This is a genomic window from Streptomyces sp. BV286 (assembly GCF_019090165.1).
Classification (GTDB): domain Bacteria; phylum Actinomycetota; class Actinomycetes; order Streptomycetales; family Streptomycetaceae; genus Streptomyces.
In genome coordinates this window covers 1-11,642 of sequence record NZ_JAHRIB010000071.1, presented here as the reverse complement: position 1 = coordinate 11,642, position 11,642 = coordinate 1, and the positions used below count along the sequence as shown (strand labels likewise).

Annotated in this window: 10 protein-coding genes and 1 tRNA gene; 8 read left to right on the top strand and 3 right to left on the bottom strand. The window is 69.5% G+C overall.

Annotated elements, in window-relative coordinates; translation table 11 throughout:
- Positions 1 to 203 precede the first annotated feature (203 nt).
- Complete coding sequence (locus KUF83_RS10530; protein WP_217454350.1) at positions 204 to 356, top strand: hypothetical protein; 153 nt, start codon at positions 204 to 206, stop codon at positions 354 to 356.
- A 41-nt stretch (positions 357 to 397) separates the two neighbouring features.
- On the opposite strand, the gene KUF83_RS10525 is transcribed toward KUF83_RS10530, so the two are convergent.
- Positions 398 to 955, bottom strand: a complete 558-nt coding sequence (locus KUF83_RS10525; protein WP_217454349.1) for a CGNR zinc finger domain-containing protein — start codon at positions 953 to 955, stop codon at positions 398 to 400.
- A gap of 350 nt (positions 956 to 1,305) precedes the next feature.
- A complete protein-coding gene (locus KUF83_RS10520; protein WP_003959770.1) occupies positions 1,306 to 1,719 on the bottom strand; it encodes an SsgA family sporulation/cell division regulator in 414 nt (137 codons plus the stop codon).
- Between the two features lie 191 nt (positions 1,720 to 1,910).
- Between KUF83_RS10520 and KUF83_RS10515 the strand changes: the two genes are divergently transcribed.
- The 7 genes from KUF83_RS10515 (at position 1,911) to KUF83_RS10485 (ending at position 9,963) form a co-directional block, all read left to right on the top strand.
- Positions 1,911 to 2,345, top strand: coding sequence for a TIGR02611 family protein (locus KUF83_RS10515; protein ID WP_217454348.1), 435 nt, complete (start codon positions 1,911 to 1,913; stop codon positions 2,343 to 2,345).
- 81 nt (positions 2,346 to 2,426) lie between these two features.
- Positions 2,427 to 2,498, top strand: a tRNA-Val gene (locus tag KUF83_RS10510).
- Positions 2,499 to 3,325: 827 nt separating this feature from the next.
- A complete protein-coding gene (locus tag KUF83_RS10505; RefSeq protein ID WP_217454347.1) occupies positions 3,326 to 4,615 on the top strand; it encodes an ABC transporter substrate-binding protein in 1,290 nt (429 codons plus the stop codon).
- Positions 4,615 to 5,586, top strand: a complete 972-nt coding sequence (locus tag KUF83_RS10500; protein ID WP_217454346.1) for a carbohydrate ABC transporter permease — start codon at positions 4,615 to 4,617, stop codon at positions 5,584 to 5,586. The genes KUF83_RS10505 and KUF83_RS10500 overlap by 1 nt, the downstream gene beginning before the upstream one ends.
- Positions 5,583 to 6,506, top strand: coding sequence for a carbohydrate ABC transporter permease (locus tag KUF83_RS10495; protein WP_254643659.1), 924 nt, complete (start codon positions 5,583 to 5,585; stop codon positions 6,504 to 6,506). Before KUF83_RS10500 ends, KUF83_RS10495 begins: the two co-directional genes overlap by 4 nt.
- Before the next feature lie 7 nt (positions 6,507 to 6,513).
- On the top strand, positions 6,514 to 7,128 hold the full coding sequence (locus KUF83_RS10490; RefSeq protein WP_217454345.1) for a hypothetical protein: 615 nt from the start codon (positions 6,514 to 6,516) through the stop codon (positions 7,126 to 7,128).
- 87 nt (positions 7,129 to 7,215) lie between these two features.
- Positions 7,216 to 9,963, top strand: coding sequence for a Tat pathway signal sequence domain protein (locus KUF83_RS10485; protein ID WP_217454344.1), 2,748 nt, complete (start codon positions 7,216 to 7,218; stop codon positions 9,961 to 9,963).
- A gap of 78 nt (positions 9,964 to 10,041) precedes the next feature.
- On the opposite strand, the gene KUF83_RS10480 is transcribed toward KUF83_RS10485, so the two are convergent.
- Positions 10,042 to 11,642 (bottom strand): SCO7613 C-terminal domain-containing membrane protein (locus KUF83_RS10480; RefSeq protein WP_374106036.1); only part of this gene is annotated, 1,601 nt, incomplete at its 5' end.

The following is an 11,642-nucleotide window of genomic DNA, read 5'->3' as shown; positions in this document are numbered from 1 at the left end:
CTGAAGAAGCACGGGATCTGAGGAAACCGCAGCACGGGCATCGCGCGCCGACCCGCCGGACCGGGCGGACACGCGACCCGGGCACGGGCGAGAGGGCCTATCCCAGATCGTGGACCGCCGTGTCACGGATTTCGGCTAACTCCCCCATATTCCGGGCGTGTTGATCGCCTCGGGAGTCCCGGCTGCGTCATCATCGCCGCGAGATGCTGGACACAACCCAGAGCGACACCGTGGTTCCTTCCGAGGAACGGCGGGGTTGTCTCTTCGCGCTTTCCCAGCCACCGCTGATGATCTTCCTTGCGGTGATCGGCTGTCTGCTGCTCATGGCTTCGCTGCACGATCTGCTGCTGCTCTGAGCCGTACGCGGAGTCCCTGGCGTCACCCGCCGAGGACTCCGTCAGCCCGCCGCCTCCTTGCGTCGCGCCCGGTAGGCGGCCACATGCAGACGGTTTCCGCAGGTCCGGCTGTCGCAGTAGCGGCGGGAACGGTTGCGGGAGAGGTCGACGAACGCGCGTCGGCAGTCCGGTGCCTCACAGCGGCGCAGCCGCTCCTGTTCCCCCGCCACCACGAAGAAGGCCAGTGCCATGCCGCAGTCCGCGGCGAGGTGGTCGGCGACGGACGCACCTGGCGCGAAATAGTGCACGTGCCAGTCGTAGCCGTCGTGGTCCGTGAGGCGGGGAGTGGTGCCCGCGGCGGCGACCAGGTCGTTGATGAGCACGGCGGCGGCCCGGGCGTCGGGAGCCGCGAAGACCCCCGCGAAGCGCCCGCGGATCCTGCGCACCGCAGAGAGGTCGAGCTCGGTCAGGGTCCCGACATCGCTCATGTCGTGCTTTCCTACGAACTCGAGCAGCGCCGCGAGGTTCGCCAGTCCGTCCGTCGTGTCGTCCTCCGGTGCGGTGTTCACCAGATCGACCACGGTGTCGAGGGCGCACCGGGTGTCGTGGGTGATCAGCACGTTTCGCTCCCTGGCCTGGGGGTCGGGCGGACGCCCGCCGATGCTGGCCGATGCTAGCGGCTCCCCGGCGCGGGTGACCCGGAGCCGGCCGCGGGGAGGATGCCGTGTGCGGCCCGCACGCGGTCGCGGACGGTTCGCCGGCCACCCCGGCCACCCCGGGCGCCCGGACGGCCGTACGGGCGCGAGGTGAGCCTGCGCCCTCCAGGGGCCCGTCCCCGGGGGTGCACGCACGGGCGCCGCCCCCGCGTGGCTTCGCGGAGACGGCGCCCATGTGTGCCCTATGCGGTTGTCTGAGCCCGAGCCGTCTCCCCGAGTGGACGGCGCCGGGCGGCTTGGTGCGGAGCCTCGTCCTAGCTTTCGGCCAGGATGTGAGAGAGCTCCGTGTCGAGATCGAAGTGCCGGTGTTCCGTGCCGGGGGGCACGGCGGCGTCGGTTCGCTTCAGGAACGACTCCAGGGCCCGCGCCGGGGCCTCGAGCAGGGCTTCGCCCTCCGGGGAGCTCAGGGCGATGCACACGACGCCCTGACCGTGACTGCGGGACGGCCAGACTCGGACGTCGCCGGTACCGGTGGGCCGATGGAGACCCTCAGCGAGGAGATCGCGGGCGAACACCCATTCGACCGTCTCCTCGGCTCCGGTGTGGAAGGTGGCGTGCACGGCGTAGGGATCGGCCGTGTCGTACCGCAGGCCTGCGGGGACAGGCAAAGAGGACTCGCTCGACACAACGAGGCGCAGGTGCAGCTCGCAGCTGACCGTGGTGTTCATAAGCGCCAGGGCCTTTCGCTCAGTGTGCGCTCGGGGATTCGCACGTCGGCGAAATCGACATGCCACCTACGGTGCCGTTGTAAACCCCTCTGAGTGTTTTGCGTGTCTTTAGGTACCTCATCCGGCCGAGTGCTCGTTCGCGTAGTACGACCATTTCGGTGACTGGTTTCCGTCCGGTAGGGTTTGGCCGTATGAATACGGGGAGTGACGGATCGGGGGAGGTCGCCATGGCGGCCGACGAAACGAAGGGCGAGCCGGCGCTCGGATCCCGGGCGCCGCATTTCATCAAGGCCCGCCGCATGCTGCATCTGAGCTGGCAGGTGGGCGTGTTCGTGGTGGGTCTCGCGGTCGTCGTGGCCGGCGTGATCATGCTGCCCCTGCCCGGCCCGGGCTGGCTGGTGATCTTCGGCGGCATGGCGATCTGGGCGACCGAGTTCGTCTGGGCGCAGCTGGCGCTCCGCTGGACGAAACGCAAAGTCACCGAGGCGACACAGAAGGCTCTCGACCCGAAGGTCCGGCGCCGCAACATCATCCTGACGACCGTCGGGCTGGTGATCATCGCCGTGCTGGTCGGTGTCTACGTCTGGAAGTTCGGCCTCGCGATGCCGTGGAACATCAAGGAGTAACGGCCCTCCGCGTGCTCGTGGGCAGGCTCCTGTGTCCGGTCGGACCACCCTCTGACATGGGGTAATCTACTGTCTGCGCCCGGGCGATTAGCTCAGCGGGAGAGCGCTTCGTTCACACCGAAGAGGTCACTGGTTCGATCCCAGTATCGCCCACGTTGCCGACAGGCGGCTCGGGTCCACGGATGACGTGGACCCGAGCCGCCTGTCGGCGTTCCGCAGACTCTGGGTGTCCGGACTCCGGGAATCGAAGCCGTTCCGCCCGGGATGCTTCACGGTCCTGACCAGGCGTTCCGCGCCGAGAGGGCTCGACATCGGAATGGGGTCGTCGGCTCCTGGGGTCGCTCGCTGCCGGCCCGCCGGCCGCTCCGATGGTCCCTCCGTCGGCCACCCCGTGGCCGGCCCGGTGCTGCCGCGGCCCGCGCCCCGGCGGGAGAGGGTGTCCGGGAGCCTCGATCGCCGCTCTCCCCGCTTCGTCGACTCACCCCGCCTGCGCCCGTTCACGCACGTCGGCCGTCTCCCGGGGCCGTGTGCCGACCTTGCCCCGTCATCGGCGCCCTGCTGTCGCAGCCGTCGGTTCGGACCCACTGGACGGAGGCTGGACGGGCAGGTTGGGCGGGCAGGTTGGACGGGCTGGTTGGACGGGTCGGCTGGATGGACCGATGGTGGGGGCCGCTGACGTCCGTGGTCGCCACCCACCGTCACTCCGGCGTCCCTGCGCCCCTCGATTTCGGCCGTCATCTTTTCAACTGCCCTCCTCCGCCGCGTTGTTCGACCACCCGACACACCCCTCCCCACCTGCGGAATCATCCAACTCCCGGTCGGTTTCAAGCCAGTTCGCGTGCTCGCGCGGGCGGCCCGGTTCACATCAATTCCTGTCCGAATCATTGACGCCCGCTGAGGGCCTCCGTACCTTGTGCCAGCAAGCGCTTACTTGAAACGATTCATGGCAGCGGACAGTGACGTCGCGGGGAGGCCCGACTATGGGTAAAAACGGGAGTGTCGAGAGGCGGACGGTCCTCAAGGCGACCGGAGCGTCGCTGGCCACGCTGGGGCTGGCCGCGACGACGGCCTGCGGGGGAGACGGCGGCGGGTCGGGGGACGGCAGCGTCGAGATCCGCTTCGCCTGGTGGGGTGCGGAGGAGCGGGCCAAGCGCATCAACCAGTCCATCAAGCTCTTCGAGAAGAAGTACCCGAAGATCAAGGTGAAGACGGACTTCCAGGATTACGTGGCCTTTTGGGAGAAGTTCCAGACCCAGGCCGCGGGCGGGAATCCGCCGGACGTATTCCAGAACGCCGTCGCCTTTCTGCGGAAGTACGACAAGAGAAGTGTCCTGCTCGACCTCAAGCCCCAAGTCGACGCGGGAAATCTGAACCTCAAGAACTTCCGCGCCGGTGTCGAGAAGGTCGGCGAGGTGGACGGAAAGCTGCTCGGCATACCCGTCGGTTCCAACACCATGTCACTGGTCATTGACGAGAAGGTCTTCTCGAAGGCCGGAATCAAGCCCAAGCAGGGCTGGACCTGGGACGAGTACTTCGCCGCCCTCAAGAAGATCCACGACACCCAGAAGGTGGCGGGCGACACCGGCTACTTCGGGATCATGTACCTGTACGACCTCTACCTGCGGCAGAACGGCAAGGCGTTCTTCACGGAGGAGGGTCTCGGCTTCGACGAGGCCGATCTGACGGAGTGGTGGCAGGACGGGTACAACCGCGTCAAGGCGGGGATCATCACCGACCCGAAGAAGGTCGAGCAGCTCAAGCCCAAGTCGGCGCTGGCCTCCGGTGACGGCGCGTCCGAGTTCACCTGGGACAACTTCACCGTGCGCTACACCACGGAGGGGGACAGCAGCTACGGGCTGGCGCCGATCCCGACGACCGACGGCAAGGAGACCGGCCAGTACCTCTCCTCGCTCATGCTGAGCGGCTCGGCGCGGACGAAGCACCCCAAGGAGGTCGCCCAGTTCATCGACTTCATGGTGCACGACCCCGAGGTCGGCAAGATCATGGGCTACGACCGCGGCATCCTCGCCACCACCGAACAGTTCGACGCGTACAAGCCGACCGACGCCCCGAACCAGGCGATCGCGAAGTACGAGGAGGACGTCGCCAAGGCCGGGGTTCTCGGGACCATCACCCCGCACCCGGCGGGCGCCGACACCGTCGAAGCCGCGTTTCTGCGCATCGCCGGTGACATGTCGACGGGCAAGACCAAGGTCTCCGACGCGGTCAAGCAGTTCTTCTCCGAGGCGAAGACCGCCCTCGCCGCCTGATGGGAACAGCCGTGACGACGCTCATCAAGGACTCTCCGCCGGATGCTCCGGAGAAGCGTCCCGGTCCCCCCGCCGCCGTGAGGCGGCGGGGGCGCCGGGAGAATCTGGCCGGCTATCTCTTCATGTCCCCGTGGATCGCGGGCTTTCTGCTGCTGACCGCGGGGCCCATGGCCGCCTCGCTGTATTTCGCGTTCACCGACTACAACCTCTTCGACTCCCCGAAGTGGATCGGCTTCGACAACTTCACCAGGATGCTCGACGACCCACGGTGGCAGAAGTCGGTGGAGGTGACGGCGAAGTACGTCGTCATCGGCACCCCGCTGAAGCTGCTGCTCGCGCTGGGGGTCGCCCTGCTGCTCGCGCAGAGCAGGCGCGGGCAGGCCTTCTACCGGGCCGCGTTCTACGCTCCGTCGCTGATCGGCGCGAGCGTGTCTGTCGGCTTCGTGTGGCGGGCGCTCTTCTCCGACGACGCCATCGTGAACCGTACGCAGTCGTTCCTCGGCTGGAACGTGGGCGGCTGGGTCGGGGACCCGGACTGGGTGCTCTACAGCCTGGTGGCGCTGACCGTCTGGCAGTTCGGCGCCCCCATGGTCATCTTCCTCGCCGGTCTCAAACAGGTGCCGAAGGAGCTGTACGAGGCGGCCGAGGTGGACGGTGCCGGGCCGTTCAAGCGGTTCTGGAGCATCACCCTGCCGATGATCTCGCCGGTGCTGTTCTTCAACGTCCTGCTGGAGACCATCCACTCGTTCCAGATCTTCGGTTCGGCGTACGTCGTCTCCAACACCAGTTGCGGACCGGCCGACTCCACGCTCGTCTACACCTGCTACCTGTACCAGAAGGGCTTCAAGGAGGCCCAGATGGGCTTCGCCTCCGCGATGGCCTGGATGCTGCTGCTCGCCGTGGCGCTGGTGACGGTTGTCCTCTTCTGGTCCCAGAAGCGATGGGTGCACTACGAGGAGGCCTCCCGATGAGCACCACCACCACGACCACCGGCGTATCCACGAGTACGAGCACCGGTACGAACGTCACCCCGCCGCGCAGGTCCCTGGCGCTCGGGAGGAAGAGCAGCGGATCACTCGCCTGGCACATCGGCGCCCTGCTCGTCCTCGCGGTCGTCCTCTATCCCGTCATCTGGGTCCTCGGCGCCTCGTTCAAGCCCAGCCGGGAGATCATCGGCAGCCTGGAGCTCTTCCCGACCAGCCCGATCCTCCAGAATTTCAAGGGCCTCGCCGACGGCATCGCGGACATCTCGATCGCGACGTTCTTCGAGAACTCCCTCTTCTACGCGCTCGGCTCCGTCATCGGCATCCTCATCTCCTGCTCGCTGACGGCGTACGCCTTCGCCCGCATCCGGTTCGCCGGACGCAACCTGATGTTCTCGCTGATGATCGGCACGCTGCTGCTGCCGTACCACGTGCTGCTCATCCCGCAGTACGTGATGTTCCAGAAGATGGAACTGATCAACACGTACGTGCCGCTGCTGATCGGCAAGTACCTGGCCACCGAGGCGTTCTTCGTCTTCCTCATGGTGCAGTTCATGCGGAACCTGCCCAAGGAGCTGGACGAGGCGGCGCGGCTCGACGGCTGCGGACACCTGCGGATCTACTGGTCGATCGTGCTGCCGCTCTGCCGGCCGGCCCTCATCACCAGCGCGATCTTCACCTTCATCAACGCCTGGAACGACTTCATGGGCCCGCTGATCTACCTCAACGAGCCCGCCAAGTACACCGTCTCCCTCGGCATGATGATGTTCCGCGACCAGGAGGGCGTCGCCAACTACGGCGGCATGATCGCCATGTCGCTGGTGGCGCTGCTGCCCGTGCTGGCCTTCTTCCTCGCCTTCCAGCGTTACCTGATCGACGGTATGGCGACCTCCGGGCTGAAGGGCTGAGGCACACATGAAGGCTCGTACGGCACCGGCGCCGGCGTCCGTCCGGAAGCCGCCGAAGCGGGAGTCCGCCTTCGCCGAGCGGTTTGCACTCTTCGCCGAGTGCCTGCTCACGGGGGTGTGGATCGCCCTGGCCTCGCTGCCGGTGGTCACCTATCCCGCCGCGTTCGCCGCCGGATCGCGACACCTGCGGCGGCGCACCGCCCACGTCGGCGGCGGCTGGCGGGAGTTCGTCGCGGACTTCCGTGCGGCCGTGCGCGGCGGCTGGCTCGCCGGGCTCTTCGGCTGGGCCGCGGCCCTCGCGGTGTGGGTCGACGTCCAGGCCGTACGCGCCGGGATCCCCGGCGGCCCGCTCGTCGGGGCCGTGGGGCTGTTCGCCCTGATCGGACTGGCCGTCGCCGGGCTGCGTGCGGCGGCGGTCTGGGAGCCCGGTGCCTCCTGGCGGGAGCTGCTGGCCGCCGCCGGGCGCCGCACCGTCCTGGACCCCGCCGGGTCCTTCCTGCTCGTCGGCGGACTGGCCGTCGTGGCCTGTTCCGCCTGGTTCGTGCCGCCGCTGGCGATCCCCGTCCTCGGGGCCGTCGCGGCGGCGGCCCTCGCCGTGGAGGAGCGTGGCCGGCGCCGCTGACCGGCCGCACCAGGTCGGCGCCCCGGCGTCGCACCTCTCTCTGTCATGCCCCTGACTTCCCCGTACGGAAAGGAAGGCTGAGCCCTGATGTCTCCCATCCCCCGCAGGTCCCTCCTCAAGGCGGCCGCCGTCGCCGGAGCCGCCGCCCAGTTCAGCTGGGCCCTGGGCGCGAAGGACGCACAGGCCGCGCCGAGAGCCGACGCCGCCGACGCGGACCCGGTGACCCTGGACTGGCTGGAGGACGGCGGCCTCGGCGCCGCTCCCGGCTCGACCGTGGGCGTGCCCTGGCCGAAGGGCACGTACGAGAAGGACCAGACGTTCGCGCTGAAGGACGCCGACGGCAAGGAGGTGCCCGTCCAGTCCTGGCCGATCGGCTACTGGCCGGACGGCTCCCTCAAGTGGACGGCACACGCGGTCGGCCCGGAGGCGGGGAACGGGAAGCTCACGCTCGACGCGGGTTCGCCCGCGGCTCCCGCGAAGAAGGTGACCGTCGACGGGCGTGGCGGCACCATCACCGTCTCGACCGGTGTCATCACCGCCAGGATCGGCAAGAGCGGCTCCACGCTGGTGAAGTCCGTGCTGCGCGGCTCGACGGAGATCGCCAAGGACGGCCGTCTCGTGCTGCTGCGCCAGCCCGAGATCGAGGACGGCGACCAGGGCACGGAGAAGTACGAACGGTTCGAGAGTGTCGTCGCCAAGACCGAGGTCGAGCAGGACGGACCGGTCCGCGCGGTCGTCCGCATCGACGGCAAGCACCGCAAGGGCAGCCGGAGCTGGCTGCCCTTCTCGGTCCGGCTCTACTTCTACGCGGGCGCCGAGTCCTTCCGTATGGTGCACACGATCACCTTCGACGGCACCCAGGAGCCCGGCAAGGCGAGCGGAGACTTCATCCGCGGCATCGGTGTCCGCTTCAAGGTGCCGATGCGCGACGCCGCGTACGACCGGCACATCCGTATCGGCGGTGAGGGGACCGGTCTGCTCCGCGAGGCGGTGAAGGGCGTCACCGGTCTGCGACGCGACCCGGGCGCCGCCGTGCGGACGGCCCAGTTCGAGGGCAAGAAGCTGCCCGACCCGTCGACCTGGGACCAGCGGGTGACGACCCGCCTCCAGTACATCCCCGAGTGGGGCGACTACACCCTCTCCCAGCTGTCCGCTGACGGGTTCTCGGTCCGCAAGCGGACCAAGAAGGGCCACGGCTGGATCGGCGCGGGCGGTGGCCGCCGGGCGAGCGGCTTCGGGTACGTCGGCGGTGCGAGCGGCGGACTGGCCTTCGGGCTGCGGGACTTCTGGGAGAAGTTTCCCGCCCAGCTCGACATCCGCGACGCGCAGACCGACGAGGCCGAGGTCACCATGTGGCTCTGGTCGCCCGAGTCGCAGCCCATGGACCTGCGCTTCTACCACGACGGCATGGGCCAGGACACGTACCCCGAACAGCTCGAGGGCCTCAACATCACCTACGAGGACTACGAGCCCGGCTTCGGCACCCCGTACGGCATAGCCCGTACCAGCGAACTCCTCTTCTGGGCCCACGAGTCGACGCCGAGCGCCGAGGCGATGGCCAAGCAGGTGGACGCCGTGCGCACCCCGGCGCAGCTCGCCGCGCCCCCCAAGCACCTGATCAAGGCCGGTGTCTTCGGCAAACTGTTCTCCGAGCCGGACCGCTCCACCGCCGCCAAGGCGAAGATCGAGGACCACCTCGACTTCCTCTTCACCTATTACAAGGACCAGGTGGAGATGCGTCGTTGGTACGGCTTCTGGGACTACGGCGACATCATGCACACGTACGACCCGAGCCGGCACCAGTGGTGCTACGACGTCGGCGGCTACGCCTGGGACAACTCCGAGCTCTCGCCCGACCTGTGGCTCTGGTTCGCGTACATGCGCTCGGGCCGCGCCGACATCTTCCGGTTCGCGGAGGCCATGACCCGGCACACCGGCGAGGTCGACGTCTACCACCTGGGCAAGTGGGCGGGCCTCGGCACCCGGCACGGTGTCCAGCACTACGCGGACAGCGCCAAGCAGCAGCGCATCGCCAACACCACCTACCGCCGCTACTACTACTTCCTCACGGCGGACGAACGCGTCGGCGACCTCATGCACGCCAACGTCGACTCCGACGAGACGTTCCTCGTCCTCGACCCGATCCGCAAGATCCGCACCGAGCCGTACGAGCCGGACCGCAACGCCCTGTCGATCGGCTTCGGCACCGACTGGAGCGGCCTGGTGTCCGCGTGGCTCACCGAGTGGGAGCGGCGCGGCCCCAAGTGGGAGAAGGCCAAGGCGCGGGTCCTGTCGACGATGGAGACCATCGCCGCGCAGCCCAACGGGTTCGTCCAGGGCACTGCCCTGTACGACCTGGACACCGGGAAGTTCGCCGTCGCGGACAAGGCCGTGGTGGGGGTCTCGCACCTCTCGGCGATGTTCGGCCTGGTCGAGCTCAACGCCGAACTCCTCGACCAGATCGACATGCCGAAGTTCAAGGAGGCGTGGCTCGACTACTGCCGCTACTTCAACGCCACGAAGGCCGAGCAGGCCGCCCGGTACGGGTCCAACTTCGGCTCACTGCTGCTGTTCCAGGGCCATTCGCGCCAGGACGCCTACGCGGCCGTCGAGTTGGGCGACGACAAGCTGGCCGCGCGGGCATGGCGGCAGTTCTACAACAGCGCCGACGCGTGGGACTACAAGGAGTCGACGGACTGGTCCACGAAGAAGGTCGAGGGGCCGACCGGCCTGGTCCCGGGCAGCGAGGCGCCGTGGGTGTCGACGAACACGACGGCGCTGTACGGACTGGCGGCCATCCAGAACCTGGCCCTCGTCGGAGACAAGATGCCGTGACACCCCGCTGAGGGCAGGGGTGACCGCGCGGCCCCGAGGCCGGTCGCGCGGTTCCCCCGCCCCCGAGGGCGCCCGACGTCAGCGCATCCTTCCCAGTACCTCCCGCACCCGGCGGGCGTCCCGGAGCCGTTGCTCGTACGTCGCGCCCAGCGCCAGCAGCAGAAGACCCGCAAGCGCGGGAGGTACCCAACGCGGAATCGCGCCCATGGCCTGGGCGATGTACGGGGCCAGCTCGTGGAGGGCGACCAGGGCGAGCGTGCCGCCACCGAGGACGAGCAGTGCCTGGAGGCGCTGCCGGGCACCGGCGAGGGTGACCAGCAGCGCCGCCGCGCCGAGCAGCAGCGGGCGCGGCCAGCCGGAGTCGCCCCAGGCCGTGATCAGGCTCGGCACCAGCGTCAGCGACAGGCCGGGCCCGTACGCCGTCCAGGACGAGGCCTGCGCGTCACGGCGCCTGCGGACGAGACCGACGACCAGCGCGGGCACGGTCACCGGCAGCGTGTACGCCTCCGGGGAGACGACCTCCCAGGACGCCAGCCGTACCCAGGTGGCCAGCACGAACAGGGCCGCTGCCGCGTAGCCGGCCTGCCTGCGGTCGACGCGCACCGCGGTGCCCGCGGCGATCACGCCGCACAGGGCCAGGACGAGGGCGAGCGTGGGCGGTTCCGCGAGCGCGAGACCGATCGCCACCAGAGCCGCCACGGCTCCTGCCGCCTCGACGGACACCGTCGTTGCCGTGTCCCCCGTCCGGGGAGCCAACAGTGCCGCCGCGGCCGGGACCACCAGGACGAGCAGCGCGACGTGGTGCGGCTGCCAGTCCAGGGACGCCCCCGTGGCACAGGCCAGCGCGCCGGCGTACACGAGGGACGTTGCGGCCGTGACGGCCCGTGACTCCTGCTTCAGCCGGACGGCGGCCGCCGCGAACAGGGCCGTCAGGCTCGCGAGGACACCGAGAGTGGCGACTTCGGCTGCGAGGGAGAGCGCGACGAGGTGGAGAGAGGTGAGGAGCGCCAGGCAGAGGGCGGTCAGTGACACGGGGGAGGGCCGGGTGCCGGCCGGAAGTGGGGGCACGGGCGGTACTGCCGGGCCGTCACCGGTGAGGTGCCGGTCACGGCTGTACGCCGTGGCCGCCAGCGCGGCCGCCGTGATCACACCCTGCGTCAACAGGCCCGCGGAGTAGGACAGTCCGAGCGTCGCGGACAGGACGAGGACGGCTGCCCAGGCCAGAACGAGCGCACCGCTCAGGGCGGCGGCGCGGCGCGGTCCTGAGCGGAACACCGACGCGAGAGCCACCGCGACGGCGGCAAGTACCAGCGGAGCCGTCTCCGTACCCGACGGCCAGGGCGTGTCGACCGTCACCGCGTCCCGGGCGCCCGGCGGCGATCCGCTCCAGACGCGGGCCGCCCAGCCGGCCGGACCGACGGCGACCACGGTGACGAGGGGCAGCGCCCACGCCACGGCCAGGGCCTGCACACTCGCGGAGGACCACCACAGGCCCCGGCGAACGGTCTCCGGCAGCCAGGTACCGCGGACGAGGAGCAGAGCGGCCCCGCAGGCCAGACAGGCCGGAACCGTCCACGCGCCGGGCAGCACCGTGCGCAGCACGCCGCCCGCCGCGGCGACGGACACCAGGCCGCCGGTCACCGCCAGACCGAGCGCCGCCCGCGCGGCGGGGGCACGCC

Excerpts from the sequence above, each read along its gene's own strand:
- KUF83_RS10530 (WP_217454350.1), top strand. The coding sequence starts at position 204 with ATGCTGGACACAACCCAGAGCGACACCGTGGTTCCTTCCGAGGAACGG.
- KUF83_RS10520 (WP_003959770.1), bottom strand. The coding sequence starts at position 1,719 with ATGAACACCACGGTCAGCTGCGAGCTGCACCTGCGCCTCGTTGTGTCG.
- KUF83_RS10515 (WP_217454348.1), top strand. The coding sequence starts at position 1,911 with ATGAATACGGGGAGTGACGGATCGGGGGAGGTCGCCATGGCGGCCGAC.
- KUF83_RS10505 (WP_217454347.1), top strand. The coding sequence starts at position 3,326 with ATGGGTAAAAACGGGAGTGTCGAGAGGCGGACGGTCCTCAAGGCGACC.
- KUF83_RS10500 (WP_217454346.1), top strand. The coding sequence starts at position 4,615 with ATGGGAACAGCCGTGACGACGCTCATCAAGGACTCTCCGCCGGATGCT.
- KUF83_RS10495 (WP_254643659.1), top strand. The coding sequence starts at position 5,583 with ATGAGCACCACCACCACGACCACCGGCGTATCCACGAGTACGAGCACC.
- KUF83_RS10490 (WP_217454345.1), top strand. The coding sequence starts at position 6,514 with ATGAAGGCTCGTACGGCACCGGCGCCGGCGTCCGTCCGGAAGCCGCCG.
- KUF83_RS10485 (WP_217454344.1), top strand. The coding sequence starts at position 7,216 with ATGTCTCCCATCCCCCGCAGGTCCCTCCTCAAGGCGGCCGCCGTCGCC.